20 protein-coding genes are annotated in these 20,124 nt (G+C 47.6%); 16 read left to right on the top strand and 4 right to left on the bottom strand.

What is annotated here, in order from left to right; all coding sequences use genetic code 11:
- The first annotated feature begins 65 nt into the window (after positions 1 to 65).
- Complete coding sequence (locus NSCA4_RS0110820; protein WP_016688138.1) at positions 66 to 944, top strand: carbon-nitrogen hydrolase family protein; 879 nt, start codon at positions 66 to 68, stop codon at positions 942 to 944.
- A gap of 142 nt (positions 945 to 1,086) precedes the next feature.
- Here NSCA4_RS0110820 and NSCA4_RS0110815 read toward each other — a convergent pair whose 3' ends face one another.
- Positions 1,087 to 1,527, bottom strand: coding sequence for a TIGR01244 family sulfur transferase (locus NSCA4_RS0110815; protein WP_016688137.1), 441 nt, complete (start codon positions 1,525 to 1,527; stop codon positions 1,087 to 1,089).
- Between the two features lie 64 nt (positions 1,528 to 1,591).
- The gene (locus tag NSCA4_RS0110810; RefSeq protein WP_016688136.1) at positions 1,592 to 3,355 is read right to left on the bottom strand and encodes a M61 family metallopeptidase; all 1,764 of its coding nucleotides are present in this window, start codon (positions 3,353 to 3,355) and stop codon (positions 1,592 to 1,594) included.
- 344 nt (positions 3,356 to 3,699) lie between these two features.
- On the opposite strand from NSCA4_RS0110810, the gene ccoN reads away from it, so the two are divergent.
- Genes ccoN through ccoP form a run of 4 tightly spaced genes read left to right on the top strand, consistent with a single transcriptional unit; the run spans position 3,700 to position 7,332 of the window.
- Complete coding sequence (gene ccoN / locus NSCA4_RS0110805) at positions 3,700 to 5,133, top strand: cytochrome-c oxidase, cbb3-type subunit I (protein WP_016688135.1); 1,434 nt, start codon at positions 3,700 to 3,702, stop codon at positions 5,131 to 5,133.
- 23 nt (positions 5,134 to 5,156) lie between these two features.
- Positions 5,157 to 5,768 carry a cytochrome-c oxidase, cbb3-type subunit II gene (gene ccoO, locus NSCA4_RS0110800; protein WP_016688134.1) on the top strand — a complete coding sequence of 204 codons (612 nt, stop codon included), beginning with the start codon at positions 5,157 to 5,159 and terminating at the stop codon, positions 5,766 to 5,768.
- Between the two features lie 4 nt (positions 5,769 to 5,772).
- A complete protein-coding gene (locus NSCA4_RS0110795) occupies positions 5,773 to 5,940 on the top strand; it encodes a cbb3-type cytochrome oxidase subunit 3 (RefSeq protein WP_016688133.1) in 168 nt (55 codons plus the stop codon).
- A 30-nt stretch (positions 5,941 to 5,970) separates the two neighbouring features.
- Positions 5,971 to 7,332: a cytochrome-c oxidase, cbb3-type subunit III gene (gene ccoP / locus NSCA4_RS13165; RefSeq protein ID WP_016688132.1), complete on the top strand. Its 1,362-nt coding sequence runs from the start codon at positions 5,971 to 5,973 to the stop codon at positions 7,330 to 7,332.
- Positions 7,333 to 7,504: 172 nt separating this feature from the next.
- Here the strand turns inward: ccoP and NSCA4_RS0110785 are convergent, their stop codons facing one another.
- The gene (locus NSCA4_RS0110785) at positions 7,505 to 8,605 is read right to left on the bottom strand and encodes an anhydro-N-acetylmuramic acid kinase (protein WP_016688131.1); all 1,101 of its coding nucleotides are present in this window, start codon (positions 8,603 to 8,605) and stop codon (positions 7,505 to 7,507) included.
- Positions 8,606 to 8,773: 168 nt separating this feature from the next.
- Between NSCA4_RS0110785 and NSCA4_RS0110780 the strand changes: the two genes are divergently transcribed.
- Positions 8,774 to 10,348: an inorganic phosphate transporter gene (locus tag NSCA4_RS0110780; protein ID WP_016688130.1), complete on the top strand. Its 1,575-nt coding sequence runs from the start codon at positions 8,774 to 8,776 to the stop codon at positions 10,346 to 10,348.
- A gap of 802 nt (positions 10,349 to 11,150) precedes the next feature.
- Here the strand turns inward: NSCA4_RS0110780 and NSCA4_RS0110775 are convergent.
- On the bottom strand, positions 11,151 to 11,720 hold the full coding sequence (locus NSCA4_RS0110775) for a hypothetical protein (RefSeq protein WP_016688129.1): 570 nt from the start codon (positions 11,718 to 11,720) through the stop codon (positions 11,151 to 11,153).
- 154 nt (positions 11,721 to 11,874) lie between these two features.
- Here NSCA4_RS0110775 and NSCA4_RS0110770 point away from each other — a divergent pair, with 154 nt between their 5' ends.
- The 10 genes from NSCA4_RS0110770 (at position 11,875) to NSCA4_RS0110725 (ending at position 19,915) form a co-directional block, all read left to right on the top strand.
- Positions 11,875 to 12,732 carry a ParB/RepB/Spo0J family partition protein gene (locus tag NSCA4_RS0110770; RefSeq protein ID WP_016688128.1) on the top strand — a complete coding sequence of 286 codons (858 nt, stop codon included), beginning with the start codon at positions 11,875 to 11,877 and terminating at the stop codon, positions 12,730 to 12,732.
- A 265-nt stretch (positions 12,733 to 12,997) separates the two neighbouring features.
- Complete coding sequence (locus NSCA4_RS14185) at positions 12,998 to 13,351, top strand: ATP synthase subunit I (RefSeq protein WP_029609736.1); 354 nt, start codon at positions 12,998 to 13,000, stop codon at positions 13,349 to 13,351.
- Complete coding sequence (gene atpB, locus NSCA4_RS0110760; RefSeq protein ID WP_016688127.1) at positions 13,341 to 14,207, top strand: F0F1 ATP synthase subunit A; 867 nt, start codon at positions 13,341 to 13,343, stop codon at positions 14,205 to 14,207. Before NSCA4_RS14185 ends, atpB begins: the two co-directional genes overlap by 11 nt.
- Before the next feature lie 61 nt (positions 14,208 to 14,268).
- A complete protein-coding gene (gene atpE / locus NSCA4_RS0110755; RefSeq protein ID WP_002214801.1) occupies positions 14,269 to 14,505 on the top strand; it encodes a F0F1 ATP synthase subunit C in 237 nt (78 codons plus the stop codon).
- A gap of 71 nt (positions 14,506 to 14,576) precedes the next feature.
- On the top strand, positions 14,577 to 15,047 hold the full coding sequence (locus tag NSCA4_RS0110750; protein WP_016688126.1) for a F0F1 ATP synthase subunit B: 471 nt from the start codon (positions 14,577 to 14,579) through the stop codon (positions 15,045 to 15,047).
- A gap of 4 nt (positions 15,048 to 15,051) precedes the next feature.
- The gene (locus NSCA4_RS0110745) at positions 15,052 to 15,585 is read left to right on the top strand and encodes a F0F1 ATP synthase subunit delta (protein ID WP_003741657.1); all 534 of its coding nucleotides are present in this window, start codon (positions 15,052 to 15,054) and stop codon (positions 15,583 to 15,585) included.
- 10 nt (positions 15,586 to 15,595) lie between these two features.
- Complete coding sequence (atpA, locus tag NSCA4_RS0110740) at positions 15,596 to 17,143, top strand: F0F1 ATP synthase subunit alpha (protein WP_016688125.1); 1,548 nt, start codon at positions 15,596 to 15,598, stop codon at positions 17,141 to 17,143.
- 24 nt (positions 17,144 to 17,167) lie between these two features.
- A complete protein-coding gene (gene atpG / locus NSCA4_RS0110735; RefSeq protein ID WP_016688124.1) occupies positions 17,168 to 18,043 on the top strand; it encodes a F0F1 ATP synthase subunit gamma in 876 nt (291 codons plus the stop codon).
- Positions 18,044 to 18,081: 38 nt separating this feature from the next.
- Positions 18,082 to 19,479: a F0F1 ATP synthase subunit beta gene (atpD, locus tag NSCA4_RS0110730; protein WP_016688123.1), complete on the top strand. Its 1,398-nt coding sequence runs from the start codon at positions 18,082 to 18,084 to the stop codon at positions 19,477 to 19,479.
- Positions 19,480 to 19,489: 10 nt separating this feature from the next.
- A complete protein-coding gene (locus NSCA4_RS0110725) occupies positions 19,490 to 19,915 on the top strand; it encodes a F0F1 ATP synthase subunit epsilon (RefSeq protein ID WP_016688122.1) in 426 nt (141 codons plus the stop codon).
- Positions 19,916 to 20,124 lie beyond the last annotated feature (209 nt).

Raw genomic sequence — 20,124 nt, 5'->3', positions numbered from 1 at the left:
ATACCGTGAATCTTTGTTCAGACGACCTGTCGGCAGGCCGTCTGAACACGCAGATAGGGACTGATATGCAAAAAAACATCCGCGCCGCCGCCGTGCAAATGATTTCTTCCACCAATCCCGATGCCAACATCGAAACCATGAAACGCCTCGTACGCCAAGCAGCCGAACAAGGCGCGGATTGGGTGCTGCTGCCCGAATACTGGCCGCTGATGGGGCGCAAGGATACCGACAAACTGACTTTTGCCGAACCTTTAGTCGGTAGTAATTTTAGCGAAACCCGCTACGCTCGTTTTGGCGAAAGTCGCTGCACTCGTTTTGGCGAAACTCGCTGCACTCGTTTTCAGACGACCTTGAGCGAGACGGCAGCGGAATGCGGCGTGGTGCTGTTCGGCGGCACGGTTCCGCTGCAAAGCCCAGACGAAGGCAAGGTCATGAACACGATGTTGGTGTACGACCGCGATGGTAAGCAAATCGGGCTGTACCACAAAATGCACCTGTTCGGTTTCTCAGGCTTAGGCGAGCGCTATGCCGAGGCGGACACCATCAGTGCGGGCGGCGATGTACCGAAATTGACCGCCGACAGCGTGCCGCTTGCCGCAGGCGTGTGCTACGACTTGCGCTTTCCTGAGTTTTTCCGCGCCCAGCAGCCGTTTGACGTTTTACTGCTGCCTGCCGCCTTCACTTACACGACAGGCAAGGCGCATTGGGAATTGCTGCTGCGCGCCCGCGCGGTGGAAAACCAATGCTACGTCATCGCTTCGGCGCAAGGCGGAGAACACAAAAGCGGCAGGCGCACGTTCGGCCATAGTATGATTATCGACCCGTGGGGCGAAATCTTGGGTGTATTGCCCGAAGGCGAGGGCATCGTCATTGCCGATTTGGACGCTACAAGGCTGCAAAGCGTGCGCACCAGACTGCCTGCTTTGAAGCACAGGTTGTTATGAAGATGATTAAAACGTGATTCAAGCTTGTAGAATAGGCATGAATGTGTTTGATGGAACAGTAAAAAAGGTCGTCTGAAACCAGTTTCATTTCATTGAAACGGTTGTTCAGACGACCTTTGCGTTTGGGTAAACGGATAGCGTGTTACGCCAGACCGTTTTGTTGCACGTCTTGCAGGCGGACTTCGAAGTTGCTCAGATTGACGCCTGCTTGTTGTGCCGCAGCGACGACTTCGGCGACGGACGCGCCGTTTTGTACCTGATGATAGCCCCAGAGCAGTGAGCAGCGGGTACCGGTGCGGCAGTAGGCGAGGACGGGTTGGGGAACGTTTTTGAGCAGATTTTGGAAAGCAGCGACATCGGCGGCGTTGATGGCGGGTGCGACGACGGGCTGATGGTGGTGTTCGCGGATACCCGCGGCTTCAAGCCAGCTTTTGACTTGTTTGAATGTAACTTGGTTTTCTTCTTCGCCGTCGGGACGGTTGCAGATGACGGTTTGGATGCCGAGTTTGGCGGCTTCTTGTACGTCTGCTTCGGTCAGCTGCGGGGCGATGTAGAGATTATCGGCAAGTTTTTGGATAGACATGGGTTTTCCTTTCTGTAAGTGGTTTTCAGACGACCTCGATCCGGCACTTGAGGTCGTCTGAAAATCAGGCTCGGTCATTATAAAGCCAGTTTTCAAATAATTCGCGGTCGGTGATGTAGAGGACGGCAGTGTCGGCTTCGGCGGCTTGGACGGTGATGTCGGCGACGTACAGGATGCCGGTGCGGAAGTAGTGGAGGCGGGCGGTGTAGCCGATGGGAAGTTGTGCCCACTGTGCGGCAAGGTCGGTGCAGGCATAGCCGTCGACGGCGATGATTTTGTCCTGCGGGCAGAGGGCGGCGTTTTCCGCGCTGCCGCCGTTGAAGACGTGGGTCAGGGTGGCGTGGTCGCTGTTTTGTTTGAACCTTGCGCCGAAGTCGGAGGCGGGGGCGGGCGTTTCGATTGGCGGTTCGGACAGGAACGCGCCGCCGTGTCCGCGCGGTTGTGCCTGCCATTGCAGTCCGATGCCTATGGTGGCGAGAAGTTCGGCAAGGGGTAGGTCTGAGGTGGTATAGAGGGTCGTCTGAAAAAAGTCTTTGAGGTCTAGGCCGGTAAACGCTTGGCAACGGGCTTGCCATTGTTTTTCGGGGATGCCTTGACGGGTGTCCAACCAATCGCGGTAGTGTTGCTGCATGACGCTGTCGAGGGTGTGTCGCCCGTTGCTTTTGCTGCGGATGGCAAGGTCGAGGCAGAGGGCGGCGAGTGCGCCTTTTTGGTAGTAGCTGACGATGGCGTTGGGGCTGTTTTCGTCTTGTTTGTAGAATTTGTTCCAAGCGGTGAAGCTGGATTCGGCTAGGCTTTGTTTCAGACGACCTTTGGTTTGCTGCACGCGGGTGATGCTTTGGGCGAGCAGGCGCAGGTAGGCTTCGGGGGCGATGGTGCGGCTGCGGGCGAGGAAGAGATCGTCGTAGTAGGAAGTGATGCCTTCAAACGCCCAGAGTTGCTCGGTGTAGTTTTCGCGGTCGAGGTCGTAGGGAGCGAAGGAAGCGGGTTTGATGGATTTGACGTTCCAAGCGTGGAAGTATTCGTGTGAGAACAGTCCGAGCAGTTGGGTGTAGGCGTCGTTGGCTTCGGTCATGCCGTGCGGCGGCAGGCTGTGGCGGTCGGCGAGCAGGGCGGTGCTGCTGATATGTTCAAGTCCGCCGTAGATGTTGTCGCCGACGTGGAGCAGGAAAAGGTAATGCGTGAACGGGGCAGGGGAGGGGAACATTGCCAGTTCGGTTTCGCAGATTTTGCGGATGTCTGACACGAGGCGGTCGCGGTCGAAATCGGGATAGTGGCCGCTTAAGGCGATGCGGTGCGGTATGCCGCCGGCTTCGAAATCGAGAAATTCGATGTTGCCCAGTTCGACAGGGTGGTCGATTAAGTCGTGGTAGGAGGTCGTCTGAAAGCTGTGGATGTCGGTTTGGGGTAGGGTGGTGGCAATCCGCCATGTTTTTGGCAGGATGGGGAATTCGATTTGGTGCGCGCTGTTTTCTTGTCCGTTTACCTGCAAAAAGAGGCATGCACCGTCAAAGAACCCGCGTTCGGCAGTCAAAAACGAGCCGCGGACGGACAAGTCGTAGGCGTAAACGGTGTAGTAAATTTCCCACTCGCCGGACTGCGGGGCAGCGCGCCATCGGTTTTTTTTGACTTGGGTCAGATGGGCATATTCGCCATTGCAAAAGGCGCGGATAGTGGTGATGTGGCGCGAGAAATCGCGTATCAGATAGCTGCCGGGAACCCAGTTCGGCAGGCTGATTTCTGTTTCCAAATCATGTTCTTGTCGGAATGTTAGGCGGATGTGCCACTCGTGGGCGAGCGGGTTGGGGGTGATTTTGTAATTAATCATTGCTATTGGTTTATTTGTTAAATTTTATGAATGAAAGAGTGTGTTATGCAATTTAATTTATATCAATAAAGTCTCATGCAAAAGGCGGCTAAACTAAAAAGGATGAGTTGAAAAATAAAATAATACTATTGGAGGGGTTTCAAAATAAAACTATGATTATAAATTAAAAAATATAAAAAATCGATCGTGCGGTTATATGGTGGGAAATGTAATTCCGCTTGGCTAGGCTTGTCTTATATGTTAAATTTAGAAAAATTTAAACCTAGCCCTTATTGCGTTTTTTGAAAATGCATACGGCAAAGTAAGATAAAAAATTTTTATTCCCATAATTCATGGAGACTCTCATGGACACACAAACTTATAACTACAAGGTGGTGCGCCAGTTCGCCATCATGACCGTAGTTTGGGGTATTGTGGGCATGTTGGTCGGTGTCATTGTCGCCGCCCAATTGTTCGCCCCTTCCCTTGATTTATCAGATGTCGGCCCCTGGTTCCACTTCGGCCGTCTGCGTCCGTTGCACACCAACGCGGTAATTTTTGCGTTCGGCGGTTGCGGTCTGATGGGTACATCATACTACGTTGTTCAACGTACCTGTAATGCACGCCTGTTTGGCGGTTGGCTGCCGGCATTTACCTTCTGGGGCTGGCAGGCGGTTATCGTTGGTGCAGTCGTCAGCCTGCCTTTGGGTTATACCCAAGCTAAAGAGTATGCTGAATTGGAATGGCCTATCGATATCCTGATCGCTTTGGTTTGGATTGCTTACGCCATTGTATTCTTCGGTACGATTGCCAAACGTAAAATCAAACACATCTACGTTGCCAACTGGTTCTACGGCGGCTTCATCTTGGCTGTCGCACTGTTGCACATCGTCAATAACATCAGCATCCCTGCCGGTCTGATGAAATCTTACCCCGTTTACGCCGGTGCGATTGATGCGATGGTTCAATGGTGGTACGGCCATAACGCGGTGGGCTTTTTCCTGACTGCGGGCTTCTTGGGTATGATGTACTACTTCGTACCGAAACAAGCAGGCCGTCCGGTTTATTCTTACCGCCTGTCCGTCGTCCACTTCTGGGCTTTGATTTTTACCTATATGTGGGCAGGTTCCCACCACTTGCACTATACCGCTCTGCCTGACTGGACCCAGTCCTTGGGTATGGTGTTGTCCCTGATTCTGTTCGCACCTTCTTGGGGCGGTATGATCAACGGTATCATGACCTTGTCCGGCGCATGGGACAAACTGCGTACAGATCCTATCTTGAAATTCTTGATCGTCTCTCTGTCCTTCTACGGTATGTCTACCTTCGAAGGTCCGATGATGTCCATCAAAACCGTCAATGCTTTGAGCCACTATACTGACTGGACTGTCGCGCACGTTCATGCCGGCGCTTTGGGCTGGGTAGGCTTCGTGACCATTGGTTCCGTGTACTACATGATCCCCCGCCTGTTCGGGAAAAATGAAATGTACAGTACCAAATTGGTGGAAGCGCACTTCTGGATCGCGACTATCGGTGTGGTTCTGTATATAGCCGCGATGTGGATTGCCGGTGTATTGCAAGGCCTGATGTGGGGTTCTTTGAATGACGACGGTACTTTGACTTACTCTTTCGTAGAATCAGTGAAGCGTACTATGCCTTACTATATGATTCGTTTTACCGGCGGCCTGCTGTACCTGAGCGGTATGTGCATCATGGCATACAACGTTTACCGTACAGCCATCAGTGGCAAAGCGGTTGACGCCGAGATTCCCGCGGTGTCTCAAACCCAGCACCACTAAAAACATAAGAAAAGGCTACCAAAATGAAATTACAACAATTAGCTGAAGAAAAAGTCGGCGTCCTGATTGTATTTACCCTGCTTGTAGTCAGCGTAGGTCTGTTGATTGAAGCCGTGCCGCTGTTCTTCTCCAAGGCTGTAACCCAGCCTATTGAAGGTGTGAAACCTTATAACGCTTTGCAAGTGGCCGGTCGCGACATCTATATCCGCGAGGGTTGTTACAACTGTCACTCTCAAATGATTCGTCCGTTCCGTGCAGAAACCGAACGTTACGGTCACTACTCCGTTGCCGGTGAGTCTGTTTATGACCATCCGTTCCAATGGGGTTCCAAACGTACCGGTCCGGACTTGGCTCGTGTGGGCGGCCGCTATTCCGACGAATGGCACCGCATCCACCTGCTGAATCCGCGCGACGTTGTGCCAGAGTCCAATATGCCCGCTTTCCCATGGCTTGCCCGCAATAAAGTCGATGCCGAAGCAACCGTGGCGCATATGAAAGCCCTGCGTAAAGTCGGTACGCCTTACAGCGATGATGAGATTGCCAAAGCGTCTGAAGCTTTGGCAAACAAATCAGAGCTGGATGCGGTGATTGCATACCTGCAAGGCTTAGGCTTGGCATTGAAAAACGTAAGGTAACATCATGGACGCAAACTGGGCACGCTCGCTTTTTACCGTTTGGGTTTTTATCAGCTTTATCTTAGTACTTTATATCGTTTTCAACCGACGTAATAAAAAGAACTACGATGACGCTGCCAACAGTATTTTCGAAAATGATGAAAAAGAGTCGTCTGAAAAAGACGTGCGATAACAGTTTAGTCCGTGATCACGGAGCAAAAGAATGAACACAACATCCCAATTTACCAGCAATTTCTGGAATATATACATTACAGTCATTGTCGTGCTCAGCTTTATCGGCTTGGCATGGCTGTTGCTTTCCCAAAACGTTGTGAAGCGTCCTAACAAAGGCGAAGAAGTCAAAACGACAGGCCATGAATGGGACGGTATTGAAGAATATAACAACCCGTTGCCACGTTGGTGGTTTTGGCTCTATGTCTGCACTTGGTTGTTTGGAATCGGCTACCTGCTTATGTATCCGGGCTTAGGCGATTACAAAGGCCTATGGAAATGGAGCAGTAAAGGGCAATACCAGCAAGAAATGGCTAAAGCCGATCAAGATTACGGTAAAGTTTATGCTAAATTTGCCAAAATGCCGATTGAGCAAGTGGCAAAAGACCCTGAAGCTCGTGCCATCGGTCAAAATCTCTTCAATACCTACTGTATCCAATGCCACGGTTCTGACGCCAAAGGTTCAAAAGGCTTCCCAAATCTGACCGATAACGATTGGTTGTGGGGCGGCGAACCTGAGAAAATTCATGAAACTCTTGAAAAAGGCCGTACGGCACAGATGGCTGCATGGGGACCTGCATTGGGTGAAGAACGCGTAAAAGATGTGGCCCACTATGTTATGTCATTATCTAAATCTAAAGATCAATATGATGAAGAGCGCGCCGCCCGAGGTAAAACATTGTTCAGCGGACCTCCTGCAAACTGCTTTACTTGTCACGGCGATAAGGGTCAAGGTATCCAAGGATTGGGCCCGAACCTGACCGACGACGTATGGTTGTGGGGCGGTACTCAAAAATCGATTATCGAAACCATCACCAACGGTCGACACAGCCAGATGCCTGCTTGGGGACATTTCTTGGATAAAGACAAACTCCACATCATGACAGCGTATGTATGGGGTCTGTCTAACAAAGACGGCAAAGCACCGGTGAAAAAAGCTGAACCTGCTCCGGCACCTGCTTCTAGCGCTGCATCATCTACTACTGCCGCTTCATCTGCTTCCGCACCGGCTCAAGCTGAAAAAGCTGCTTCAGCGACTGAAGCCAAAGCGGCTGCGCCTGCTGAGGTTAAACCTGTAGAGAAAGCAGACGTTTCTTCTGCTAAAGCAGACGGCAAAGCTGTTTACGAGGCTAGCTGTAAAATGTGCCATGGCGGTACTATCCCAGGCGCTCCAGGCATAGGCAAAAACGACGAATGGGCTCCGCGTATCAAACAAGGTAAAGATACCCTGCATAAACACGCGATTGAAGGCTTCAACACTATGCCGGCAAAAGGCGGCAACGCAAGCCTGAGCGATGATGAAGTCAAAGCTGCGGTTGATTATATGGCCAACCAATCCGGCGCTAAATTCTAAATCGTAGAAATTAAAACGCACCTTTCAATAAGGTGCGTTTTTTTTATGGTTAAACCATCTGTTGTTGTAGCGATTTAATTTCTGTCTTTATTTCAAATGTAGATAGAGAAGAGCGGTTTTCTTATGGTTGCTACGGGATAGTAAAGTGCCTAATAAAATTAGAGAGACATATTTAAGGACGGTATCCTGCACCCAAAATACAGGATTTTTTTGCCCCTGTCGCGTGGTGTGGACTGCTTGGAATTTTATTCATCCAACAGGCGGCAAGCCAGCCGAAGGCAGCGGCTTCGACCCATTGCGGATCAAGGTTGAGTGCTGCTGTACTATGTAATTTCGTGTTAGGGGAAAAAAGTTGGTGCAAATATTCCATTAAAACAGGATTACGGATACCACCGCCGCAAATATAAAGATTGCAAACATCAGGAGCGGCAGAGATGGTCGCATTATAAATCGTTTGGGCACTAAACCTGAGTAACGTTCGCAAAATGTCTTCCGGTTTTTCACCACCTTTCAGGCGACCTTTTAACCAATCCAATGAAAATAATTCACGTCCGGTGCTTTTGGGATATGGAGAAGAAAAATATGGGTGGTCAAGCAGGCGGGTTAGTAGATCGGGTAAAACGGTTCCTGTTGCCGCAATTAAGCCGTCTTTGTCATAAGGACGTTGCCAAACAGCTTGCATCCATGCATCGGACAGCATATTGCCCGGGCCGGTGTCAAAGCCGAATGCCGGAGAGGAATTTGGTAGGACGCTGATATTGGAAATGCCACCGATATTCAAAACAACGCGTGTCTCAGAGTCGCTTTGGAATAAAGCTTGATGGAATGCGGGGACAAGAGGTGCGCCTTGTCCTCCTGCCGCTAAATCCCTGCTGCGGAAATCGCCGATGGTAAAGATGCCGGTCAGATGTGCCAAAAGCGCTAAATCGGTAAGTTGTATGCTGTATCCTGCTTCGGGGACATGGCGGACAGTCTGTCCGTGGCAGCCAACGGCGGCAATATCGTGGGCTTGCAGGTCGGTTTGTTTTAGCAGTAAAGAAACCGTATCTGCGTAAAGACGGCTTATTTTTTGAGATAGCAGCATACTGCGGTGCAGTTCGTTTTTACCGATATTTTGCAAATCCAGCAATTCATGCCTAAGGTCGTCTGAATAGGGAATGAATGCGTGGGAAACAGCTTCCAGCCATCGACCGCCTTCCATGCGGATTAAAACTGCGTCCGCACCATCCATACTGGTGCCGGACATAATGCCGATATAGTTTCGGATATCCATAAAATTGTGAATTTGAAGTAGGCAAAAAGAAACATTGTAACGCTGTTTCAGGTTTTATTCGGATTCAGGAGTGGAGGCGATAAAGAAATATTTCAAGAAAGATTGTAAAAAGGTTACAATTAGACGATTCCGATCTGCCAACTTTCGTATTTCCAAAGGAAAACTTCCATGGCTCAAACTCAACCGAGTGCGAACTTGAAGCTTATTAACGCCGCTTTTGCCGCTATGCTGGTAGGCATGGTCGGCTATTTTATTTATTGGGGTCTGGGGTATACCCATTACAACAATCCTATACTTTTCATCATTGCTACGATGTTCGGCGTATTTATGGCATTTAACGTCGGTGGCAACGATATTGCCAACTCGTTCGGAACCAGTGTCGGATCCGGTACGCTGACCATTCCGCAGGCACTCTTGATTGCCGCTGTATTTGAAGTCAGCGGAGCCGTTATCGCGGGCGGTGAGGTTACAGATACCATTCGTAAAGGTATCGTAGATTTAAACGGGTTGGATTTGCAACCCATGCAATTCGTCTTCATTATGATGTCCGCGCTTTTGGCAGCGGCATTATGGCTTTTGTTCGCTTCTCGCAAGGGACTGCCGGTGTCGACTACCCACGCCATTATCGGTGGTATTGTCGGTAGTGCTTTGTGTATGGCGTTTATGCATAAAATTGATGCGGGTACGCTTATCCAATGGGGCAAGCTTGGAGAGATTGCCCTTTCATGGGTACTGTCGCCAATGTTGGGCGGGTTGGTTTCCTACCTCGTTTTTTCCCGTATTAAGAAAAATGTATTAGATTACAATGATTGGGCGGAAGGAACCCTCAAAACCATCAAACAGGAAAAGAAAGCATACAAAGAGCAACATCGTCTTTTCTTTGAAGCTCTGAGCGAAACTGAAAAAGTCGAATACGCTACCAAGGTAGCACACGATGCGCAGATTTACGACGAACCTGATTTTGAACCTTCGGAATTACAGTCCGACTATTATCGCGGGTTATATGAATTGGATAATCGCAAAAACGATATTGATTCCTATAAAGCACTTCATTCGTGGGTTCCCTTTATCGGCTCGATAGGCGGTATGATGATTGCAGCGATGCTGATTTTCAAAGGATTGAACAATCTGCATTTGGGTATGAGTAATGTCAACAGTTTCCTGATTATCTTTATGGTCGGCGCGGCAATTTGGATGGCGACGTTTGTATTTGCCAAAAGCATTAAGCGCAAAGATCTTGATAAATCTACTTTTCAAATATTTTCTTGGATGCAGGTCTTCACTGCCTGCGGTTTTGCATTCAGCCATGGAGCGAACGATATTGCCAACGCCATCGGGCCGTTTGCCGCCATTATGGATGCATTGCGTACTAACAGTATTACCGCGCAAAACGCTGTCCCGCCTATCGCTATGCTGACATTCGGCATCGCACTGATTGTCGGATTATGGTTTGTCGGTAAAGAGGTTATCAAAACCGTCGGAACCAGCTTGGCGGAAATGCACCCTGCTTCCGGTTTTGCTGCCGAACTTTCTGCTGCAGCCGTCGTTATGGCAGCATCTCTCATGGGTTTGCCAGTATCGAGCACCCATATTTTGGTTGGCGCGGTTTTAGGTATCGGTTTGGTTAATCGCAATGCCAACTGGAAACTGATGAAACCGATTGGTTTGGCTTGGGTGATTACATTGCCCGCAGCTGCGGTGTTGTCCGTGATCTCTTATTTGGTATTGCAGGCAGTTTTCTAACTGTCTCAAAAGTAGAAAAGTCGTCTGAAAAATAATTTCAGTTTTAAATCGGTCTCCAAATATTGGATACCTATAAAATAAAAGCTTATTCAGACGCCATGTGCAAGCTGAGTTCTGCATGCGACAGAACTCAGCTTTATCTCAGCTTTATCAATGTCAATCTGTGCCATTCTTGGTTGTAGTAGTCCATACAATCATCTATTTATTTCATCATTCGTGCTACTTTTTTGCGGTTCCAACCTAATATTGCGGCAATGCACCTTTGTGTCCGTAGTGCCCTTTATGCTGTACATAGATTTCGGCGATAGGGCTTTGTCGGGTTCGGGCCGGTCTTGATAGTGGCAGTACAAAGTTGCTTTTGGTCAAATGTGCGATGTGCAGTAGGTATTTGAGCGGGTGTGGCGCCCTTAGTGCACGGTCGGTTTGGCTTTTTCCTTTGCGGTCTGCTTTTGATTGAGGGCGTTTAACGCCTTTAGGTAGGCAACCACTGCGCGTATGCAGCCACAGTTCTTCGAGAAGCTCCGTCTGAGACCTTTGCAAAAATAGCCTGTTAACGAAATTTGACGCATAAAAATGCGCCAGAAATTTTCAATTGCCTAAAACTTTCCTAATATTAAGTAAAAAATAGGAAAAATCAGAAAAGTTTTGCATTTTGAAAATGAGATTGAGTATAAAGTTTTAGTAACCTATGTTATTGCAGAGGTCTCGTAATGTATATTTAATCATAAAAAACTGCACCTTGGTGGTTGGAGGGGGTGTGCCCAACTTTTCGGGTGCAGTTTTGGGTCAGATGACACTTTCTTTATCTTGCTTGCTCCATGTAAGTCATTAATGCCTCTAAATTCTGCATCAGCGTTGCCTTATCCAACCAGCCCGCCAGCGTAAACAGATTCAGCAAAATTCCTGAGATTACGACAAAGCAGCAGAAAGATAAAAAATAGCCTTTAAGTACTGTCCAAACTTTGACCTGTCCTATTTTCATCAAACCGACAGCCTGAACCCAAAAAGCCCAGGTCTTCCAAAACATCAGAAGCGGCGTACTTTGCGGTATATAAAATACCAACAAAGTAGGAATCATCAAAGCTTCCGATACCAAGATGAATCCCCATAAAGGCAGGCGCGGCGCGCCGTTTCTACTCAAAACATAACGCATTACACGGCTCAAAATCAGCCACCTTATGACGGTAACCAACACGGCAAAGACGACAGCGGCAGTGCTGACCCCGAGCAAGAGCGACATATCTGCCGCATTAATCATGCCCAACAGCAGCAAAATCGCCAAAATAACGGGCAGTGTATAGAAATAATCAGCAGGATTCTTGTAGCGCAGGCGCAAAATATCCCACATATCGATAAGAAAAGAATAAAGCATTGACTGACGAGTGGTTCGATAAAAAATAGAAGGCTGGATTTTAGCTGAAAATATACGGTCTGATAAATACAGACGATGTGATATGAATTGTCGCCAGCTGCGAATATCCGCTAGAATACGCGCTTTATGGAAGGTCGTCTGAAAAGGATTCAATATGGCAAAAGCAAAAGGCGGTTTGGGCCGCGGTTTAGATTCCCTGATTTCCAACGGCGTGGACAACAGCAGCAGCGACCGCCTGACTACCGTCGCCATCAACGACATCCAGCCCGGCCGCTATCAGGCGCGGGTTCAGATGGACGACGAAGCCTTGCAGGAGCTGGCGGATTCGATTAAAGCGCAAGGCGTTATCCAGCCGGTCATCGTGCGCGAACACGGCCTTTCCCAATACGAACTGATCGCCGGCGAACGCCGCTGGCGCGCATCCCAGCTTGCCGGACTGACCGAGATTCCGGTCGTCATCAAAACCATCAGCGACGAAACTGCGCTGGCAATGGGTTTGATTGAAAACCTGCAACGCGAAAATTTAAACCCGATTGAAGAAGCGCAAGGTTTGAAACGCCTTGCCGACGAGTTCGGGCTGACTCACGAAACCATCGCCAAGGCAGTCGGCAAAAGCCGCAGCGCGATTTCCAACAGCCTGCGCCTGTTGAGCCTGCCCGAGCCTGTCCAAGAAATGCTCTACCACCGCCATCTTGAGATGGGACACGCCCGCGCCCTGCTGACCCTGCCTGTGGTCGAGCAGCTAGAATTGGCGCAAAAGGCTGTGAAAAATGGTTGGTCGGTACGCGAAGTCGAACGCCGCAGCCAAATCGCCCATCAGGCAAAACAGGAAATCAAAAAAACCATCAGCCCCGACATACGTCGTCTGAACGACGTTTTGACCGAAAGACTGGGCGTTAACGCAGAAGTCAAAACCACCAATCACAAAAAAGGCAAAATCGTCCTCCACTTCGATACGCCGGAAACATTTGAGTATTTACTGAAACAATTGGGCATTGATTATCAGATGTAAATTAGGTTGTGCAGAAAATTTAGAATTAAGGCCATCTGAAAACTTATTCTACGGTTTTCAGATGACTTTTTTATTGAAATAAAATTACTGGGCAATGGCTGTAATTTAATGTAATTTGTGATATGATTGAAAATTGTAGTGTAGAAGTTAGGAATGTGGTAGGAGTTATTATTTGACAAAGATTAACTATCCCTTGACGTGTATAGGCTTCTTCATTATATTCTAGTATCGCTGATTGGTCATTTCGTTGTAGCTTCTATTTTGCATGAATCAGATTTTAGTTTATCAAGCTGTTGTTTTATTCATTATCTCTGCATTAAGTGCAGTTTTTGCGGGTGTGAATGGATTTTGGTCATCTGTCGTAGGCGGGATTTGTTATTTAGCTCCGTCTTCTATTGCAGTTTTAGTTTTAAAACTTTCCAAGTGCAACCCTTTGTATCATGGTAAAGCGTTCATTATTGGGGAAGTTTTAAAAGTAGTGCTGTCGCTGGTGATGATGCTTGCCGTATTCATGGTTTGGCATCAGTCTTTAATATTCCTTCCGTTCTTGTTCGGATTGCTCAGTGTCAGTCATTTGGTTTTTTTAGTATTGTTGAGAGTAAAGCATTATGGCAGGTGAAACAATAACCGCTGCCGACTACATCAAGCACCATTTGCAAAGCTTGACCAGTCTGTCGGATGTTGCCCAAGGCCAAGGCCTGAAAAATATTGCCGATTTTTCGTTTATCAATCTTGATGCGATTTTTTTTGCTGTTTTGTTAGGCGTAATCGGAAGTTTCCTGCTTTGGCGTGGTGCTAAGAAGGCCACGGCGGGCGTTCCCGGACGTTTTCAGGCTGCTGTCGAGATTCTATTTGAGTTTGTGGATAATATGTGCAAAAGCATTATTCACAATGAACAATCCCGAAAAGCCATTGCTCCATTAGGTTTAACGCTGTTTGTATGGATTTTCCTAATGAATGCCATGGATATGTTGCCGGTAGATCTGCTACCGTGGCTGTGGCAAAACGCTACCGGTAACCATCATGCATTGTTGCGAATTGTGCCGACCGCAGATTTGAATACCACTTTGGCGTTGTCCATCGGTGTATTGCTAATTTGTATTTATTATAATATTAAAATTAAAGGTGTCGGTGGTTGGGTTCATGAATTGTTTACTGCCCCTTTTGGTGCCATACTTGCTCCCATAAACTTCTTTTTAAATCTAGTTGAATTCGTCTCTAAAACCGTTTCTCATGGAATGCGGTTGTTCGGCAATATGTATGCCGGCGAACTGGTGTTCCTTCTGATTGCTTTACTAGGTGGTGCTTGGGCGACATCTGGAAGCGTTGAAGTGCTGGATCCTATTCTGTTTGGTTTTCACATTCTTGCCGGATTGGCATGGGCGATTTTCCATATTTTGGTGATTACCCTACAGGCATTTATCTTTATGGCCTTGGCGTTTGTCTATATTGGACAAGCTCATGATGCCCACTAAATTTTCTAGGTAGTTTTATCTTTATTTGTGGTTTAACCTTTGTTTTCTTAAGGAGTTTAAAATGGGTTTGATTGCTATTGCATGTGGTTTGATCGTTGCATTGGGTGCATTGGGTGCCTCCATCGGTATCGCAATGGTCGGTTCTAAATATTTGGAATCTTCTGCGCGCCAGCCTGAATTGATTGGTCCACTGCAAACTAAATTGTTCCTGATTGCCGGCCTGATTGATGCTGCGTTCCTGATTGGTGTGGCTATCGCGCTGTTGTTCGCCTTCGTTAACCCGTTTGCAGGTGCATAATCAAACGGTGTGATCCGTCTAGGTACAGGCTTCGGTCTGTTTGATTAACACTAGTACGAAGGTTAACTAACGTGAATATTAATGCAACCTTATTCGCTCAAATCATCGTCTTTTTCGGTTTGGTTTGGTTTACCATGAAATTTGTGTGGCCGCCGATCGCAAAAGCATTGGATGAGCGTGCCGCAAAAATTGCCGAAGGCTTGGCTGCTGCCGAGCGCGGTAAGAGCGATTTTGAACAGGCAGAGAAGAAAGTTGCAGAACTCTTGGCTGAAGGGCGTAACCAAGTTTCCGAAATGGTAGCTAACGCCGAAAAACGTGCCGCCAAAATCGTAGAAGAAGCGAAAGAACAAGCTTCTGTCGAGGCGGGGCGGATTACAGCACAAGCTAAAGCCGATGCCCAGCAAGAAATGAATCTTGCACGCGAAGTTTTGCGCGAACAAGTTGCTGCGTTGGCGGTTAAAGGTGCCGAGTCTATTTTGCGCAGTGAAGTGGATACTTCCAAGCATGCGCAGTTGCTCAGTGCTTTAAAACAGGAGCTGTAATCTTATGGCTGAGTTCGCAACGATTGCCAGACCTTATGCGAAAGCATTATTTAATCTGGCGCAGGAAAAAAACCAAATTGAGTCTTGGTTGGGCGGATTGGAAGAATTAGCCGCAGTTGTTCAAAATGAGAAAGTCATTTCTTTGATTGAGCGACCTGAAACAAATACTTCTGAAAAGGTAAATGTGCTTGCCGAACTCGTTGAGTTAAAAAGTGATGAATTGAAAAATTTCATTACTGTTTTGGCAGAGCAAAAACGTTTGCCTGTATTGCCTGAAGTCTATGCTCAATATCAAGCTTTAACCTTGTCATTCAATCATACTAAGTCCGCTGTAATTTACAGCGCTTATCCATTGACTGAAGATCAACTGGCTGAGTTGGCTGAAATATTGAAAAAACGCTTTGACAGTAAGTTGCAAATTACAACTGAAGTTGCGCCTGAGTTAATTGGCGGTGTCAAAGTTGAAGTGGGTGACCAGGTCTTGGATTTGTCGGTGCAGGGTAAATTGAATGCCCTGTATGCGACTATGACAAATTAGGAGAGTTTTCATGCAGCTTAATCCTGCTGAAATTAGCGATTTGATTAAAGCTAAAATTGAAAATCTGTCTGGAAATACAGAAGTGCGTACCCGTGGTACGGTTATTTCTGTAACAGACGGTATTGTTCGTATTCATGGCTTGTCAGACGCAATGCAAGGTGAGATGCTCGAATTCCCGGGTAACACTTTCGGTTTGGCGATGAACTTGGAGCGTGACTCCGTCGGCGCTGTGGTGTTGGGTGAATACGAACATATTAAAGAAGGCGACACAGTTACTTGTACCGGCCGTATTTTGGAAGTCCCTGTCGGTCGTGAGTTGGTTGGTCGCGTGGTGGATGCGTTGGGTCGTCCGATTGATGGCAAAGGTCCGATCAACACATCTTCTACTGCACCCATTGAAAAAATTGCACCAGGTGTGATTGCCCGTAAATCGGTTGACCAGCCTATGCAGACTGGTCTGAAGGCCATTGACTCAATGGTTCCGATTGGTCGCGGTCAACGTGAGCTGATCATTGGTGACCGTCAAACAGGTAAAACAGCCGTAGCATTAGATGCTATTGTCAACCAAAAAGGTACAGGCGTTACCTGCATTTATGTTGCAATCGGTCAAAAAGCATCTTCTATTGCTAACGTAGTACGCAAATTGGAAGAGCATGGTGCAATGGAACACACGATTGTGGTTGCTGCGACTGCTTCTGAAGCTGCGGCTCTGCAATATATCGCACCTTATGCAGGTTGTACTATGGGCGAGTTCTTCCGTGACCGCGGTGAAGACGCATTGATTGTATATGATGATTTGTCCAAACAAGCTGTTGCTTACCGTCAAATTTCCCTGTTGCTGCGCCGCCCACCCGGACGCGAAGCATATCCCGGCGACGTTTTCTATCTGCACTCCCGCTTGTTGGAACGTGCTGCCCGTGTAAATGAACACGAGGTTGAAAAACTGACTAATGGCGAAGTGAAGGGCAAAACAGGCTCTTTGACTGCATTGCCGATTATTGAAACGCAAGCCGGCGACGTATCTGCATTCGTACCGACAAACGTAATTTCGATTACCGACGGTCAAATTTTCTTGGAAACTGACTTGTTTAACGCTGGTATCCGTCCTGCAATTAATGCTGGTATTTCGGTATCGCGTGTAGGTGGTGCAGCGCAAACCAAAGTAATTAAAAAACTGGGTGGCGGTATCCGTTTGGCACTTGCCCAATATCGTGAGTTGGCAGCCTTCTCGCAATTTGCTTCTGATTTGGATGAAGCTACACGCAAACAGCTGCAACACGGTGAAGTGGTTACTGAATTGATGAAACAAAAACAATTCAGCACTTTGGATACGGCCGAAATGTCTTTGACTTTGTGGGCTATTAATAATGGTTCTTACGAAGATGTACCAGTATCCAAGGCATTGGCTTTTGAAGCGGAATTTTTGAGCTTTGTACGTACTCAACATCCTGGTGTTTTAGAAGCAATCAATGCATCAGGTGCAATGTCCGACGAAAGTGAAAAAATATTGACTGAAGCCATGAATTCTTTCAAATCTTCTTATGCTTACCAAGCTTAAAAGCTGAAATGAAAGGAGTCTGAAATGGCAGTCGGAAAAGAGATTCTCACCAAAATCCGTAGTGTTCAAAACACCCAAAAGATCACTAAAGCGATGCAAATGGTGTCAACCTCTAAAATGCGGAAGACTCAGGAGCGGATGCGCTTAGCGCGTCCGTATGCCGAAAAAGTGCGGACAGTTATGAGTCATTTGGCGCAAACCAATGAAGATCATGGTATTAAATTATTGGCACCTCATCGTGAAACACGTCGGGTGGGTTTCATTTTAATCACCTCTGATAAAGGTCTTGCCGGTGGTTTGAACGCGAATGTTTTGAAGAAATTTTTAGCGCAAGTCCATGAATACCAAGAGCAGGGCATTGAAGTTGATGTTGTCTGTTTAGGTAGTAAAGGCTTGGCAGCTTGTCAAAGCATCGGTTTGAACGTTATTGCCAGTGCGATTAATTTGGGGGATACCCCAAAAATGGAATTGCTGCTTGGTCCAATGACTGAAATCTTCCAACGTTACGAGAAGCATGAGTTAGATAAAATACATTTGGTATATTCGCGTTTTGTTAATACCATGCGTCAAGAGCCACGGTTGGAGGTTCTGCTGCCGATCGGCGAAAATGTGATAGAAGACGAGAATAACTATTTTTCATTCAGTTGGGAATATCGTTATGAACCAAGTCCTATCGCTGTGTTGGAATATCTGGTTCGCCGCTATTTAGAGTCTGTGGTTTATCAAGCATTGAGTGACAATATGGCATCAGAGCAAGCTGCGCGTATGGTGGCGATGAAAGCGGCCACCGACAATGCAGGCAATGCCATTAAAGAGTTGCGTTTGGTATATAACAAATCGCGTCAAGCTGCGATTACCACGGAATTGTCAGAAATTGTAGCAGGTGCAGCGGCAGTTTAATGTCGTCTGAAACCTGAACAGGAAATTAGGATACGATAATGAGCCAAGGCAAAATCGTACAAATTATTGGTGCGGTAGTTGACGTGGAGTTTCCGCGCGATACCATTCCGCATGTTTACGACGCCCTGAAATTGGATGCAAACGGCCTGACTTTGGAAGTACAACAGCTTCTGGGCGACGGCGTGGTTCGTACTATTGCAATGGGTAGTTCGGACGGTCTGAAACGCGGCATGACTGTAAGCAATACAGATGCGCCGATTACTGTACCGGTAGGTAAAGGTACTTTGGGACGTATTGTCGATGTGTTGGGTACGCCTGTTGATGAAGCAGGTCCGATTGATACCGACAAACACCGTGCCATCCATCAGACAGCCCCGAAATTCGATGAGTTGTCTGCTACTACCGAGCTGCTGGAAACAGGCATTAAAGTGATTGACTTGCTGTGCCCGTTTGCCAAAGGCGGTAAAGTAGGTCTGTTCGGTGGTGCCGGCGTAGGTAAAACCGTAAACATGATGGAATTGATTAACAACATCGCCAAAGCGCATAGCGGTTTGTCCGTGTTCGCCGGCGTGGGGGAACGTACCCGCGAAGGTAATGACTTCTACCATGAGATGAAAGATTCCAACGTATTGGACAAAGTGGCCATGGTTTACGGTCAGATGAACGAACCTCCGGGTAACCGTCTGCGTGTAGCCTTGACCGGTTTGACTATGGCCGAATACTTCCGTGATGAAAAAGACGAAAGCGGCAAAGGTCGCGACGTATTGTTTTTCGTGGACAACATTTACCGTTACACTCTGGCCGGTACAGAAGTATCCGCATTGCTCGGTCGTATGCCTTCAGCAGTAGGTTACCAACCGACATTGGCTGAAGAAATGGGTCGTCTGCAAGAGCGTATTACCTCTACTCAAACAGGCTCCATTACTTCTATCCAAGCCGTATATGTACCTGCGGATGACTTGACTGACCCGTCTCCTGCAACAACATTTGCCCACTTGGACGCTACCGTCGTATTGAGCCGTGATATTGCATCTTTGGGTATTTACCCTGCGGTTGACCCGCTTGACTCTACTTCACGCCAGCTGGATCCGATGGTATTGGGTCAAGAGCACTATGACGTAGCCCGCGGCGTACAATCTACTCTGCAAAAATACAAAGAATTGCGCGATATTATCGCCATTCTCGGTATGGACGAATTGTCAGATGAAGATAAACTGACCGTGATGCGCGCGCGTAAGATCCAACGCTTCCTGTCGCAACCGTTCCACGTTGCCGAAGTATTTACCGGCTCTCCCGGCAAATATGTATCGCTGCGTGACACCATTGCCGGCTTTAAAGCTATCTTGAACGGTGAATACGACCATCTGCCTGAACAAGCTTTCTACATGGTAGGCGGTATCGAAGAAGCGGTCGAGAAAGCGAAAACCTTAAACTAAGGAGGTCGGCATGAGCGTCATGCGAGTTGAAGTGGTAAGTAGCGAGCAGAACATCTATTCAGGCGAAGCCAGTTTTGTAGTGGTTCCGACTATTCAAGGTGAGCTCGGTATTTATCCGCGACACGAGCCGATTATGAGTTTGGTACGTCCCGGAGCTTTGCGTTTGACCGTTCCGGGTGAAGCCGAAGAAGTGCTTGTTGCCGTTTCCGGCGGTGTGCTGGAAGTGCAGCCCAACCAACTTACTGTGTTGGCAGATGTTGCCGTACGCAGTTCCGAGATGGATCGTGCGCGTGCGGAAGCTGCCAAGAAAGCGGCGGAAACCGGCATTTCTCAAGCGAAAGACGATAAATCGTTGGCTGAAGCGCATAAAGCCTTGGCCGCGGCGATTGCCCAGCTCAAAACCTTGGATTATCTTCGTTCGCACAAAAACAAATAAGCAATTTTTCTTTACAAAAAGCACGGTTGATTACCGTGCTTTTTATTTTTTCATGATGGATGGTTTTGAGAAGAACGGAATCTTTAGGTAACGAATGCTATAGAAAAGTTTTAAATGATTCCTTTATTGCGCATAATTTTTGCTTTTCTGAGTCAGCGATAAAAGTTGTTTACTGAATACGGTTTTTATAGGATAAAGCAAATCTGAAA

It is taken from the genome of Neisseria sicca 4320 (assembly GCF_000193735.1).
GTDB classification, from domain to species: Bacteria; Pseudomonadota; Gammaproteobacteria; order Burkholderiales; family Neisseriaceae; genus Neisseria; species Neisseria sicca_E.
This window is presented reverse-complemented; position numbering and strand designations above follow the sequence as displayed.

What these genes read in the sequence shown, in the direction of transcription:
- NSCA4_RS0110820 (WP_016688138.1), top strand. Translation starts at nt 66, where the DNA reads ATGCAAAAAAACATCCGCGCCGCCGCCGTGCAAATGATTTCTTCCACC.
- NSCA4_RS0110815 (WP_016688137.1), bottom strand. Translation starts at nt 1,527, where the DNA reads ATGTCTATCCAAAAACTTGCCGATAATCTCTACATCGCCCCGCAGCTG.
- NSCA4_RS0110810 (WP_016688136.1), bottom strand. Translation starts at nt 3,355, where the DNA reads ATGATTAATTACAAAATCACCCCCAACCCGCTCGCCCACGAGTGGCAC.
- ccoN (WP_016688135.1), top strand. Translation starts at nt 3,700, where the DNA reads ATGGACACACAAACTTATAACTACAAGGTGGTGCGCCAGTTCGCCATC.
- ccoO (WP_016688134.1), top strand. Translation starts at nt 5,157, where the DNA reads ATGAAATTACAACAATTAGCTGAAGAAAAAGTCGGCGTCCTGATTGTA.
- NSCA4_RS0110795 (WP_016688133.1), top strand. Translation starts at nt 5,773, where the DNA reads ATGGACGCAAACTGGGCACGCTCGCTTTTTACCGTTTGGGTTTTTATC.
- ccoP (WP_016688132.1), top strand. Translation starts at nt 5,971, where the DNA reads ATGAACACAACATCCCAATTTACCAGCAATTTCTGGAATATATACATT.
- NSCA4_RS0110785 (WP_016688131.1), bottom strand. Translation starts at nt 8,605, where the DNA reads ATGGATATCCGAAACTATATCGGCATTATGTCCGGCACCAGTATGGAT.
- NSCA4_RS0110780 (WP_016688130.1), top strand. Translation starts at nt 8,774, where the DNA reads ATGGCTCAAACTCAACCGAGTGCGAACTTGAAGCTTATTAACGCCGCT.
- NSCA4_RS0110775 (WP_016688129.1), bottom strand. Translation starts at nt 11,720, where the DNA reads ATGCTTTATTCTTTTCTTATCGATATGTGGGATATTTTGCGCCTGCGC.
- NSCA4_RS0110770 (WP_016688128.1), top strand. Translation starts at nt 11,875, where the DNA reads ATGGCAAAAGCAAAAGGCGGTTTGGGCCGCGGTTTAGATTCCCTGATT.
- NSCA4_RS14185 (WP_029609736.1), top strand. Translation starts at nt 12,998, where the DNA reads ATGAATCAGATTTTAGTTTATCAAGCTGTTGTTTTATTCATTATCTCT.
- atpB (WP_016688127.1), top strand. Translation starts at nt 13,341, where the DNA reads ATGGCAGGTGAAACAATAACCGCTGCCGACTACATCAAGCACCATTTG.
- atpE (WP_002214801.1), top strand. Translation starts at nt 14,269, where the DNA reads ATGGGTTTGATTGCTATTGCATGTGGTTTGATCGTTGCATTGGGTGCA.
- NSCA4_RS0110745 (WP_003741657.1), top strand. Translation starts at nt 15,052, where the DNA reads ATGGCTGAGTTCGCAACGATTGCCAGACCTTATGCGAAAGCATTATTT.
- atpA (WP_016688125.1), top strand. Translation starts at nt 15,596, where the DNA reads ATGCAGCTTAATCCTGCTGAAATTAGCGATTTGATTAAAGCTAAAATT.
- atpG (WP_016688124.1), top strand. Translation starts at nt 17,168, where the DNA reads ATGGCAGTCGGAAAAGAGATTCTCACCAAAATCCGTAGTGTTCAAAAC.
- atpD (WP_016688123.1), top strand. Translation starts at nt 18,082, where the DNA reads ATGAGCCAAGGCAAAATCGTACAAATTATTGGTGCGGTAGTTGACGTG.
- NSCA4_RS0110725 (WP_016688122.1), top strand. Translation starts at nt 19,490, where the DNA reads ATGAGCGTCATGCGAGTTGAAGTGGTAAGTAGCGAGCAGAACATCTAT.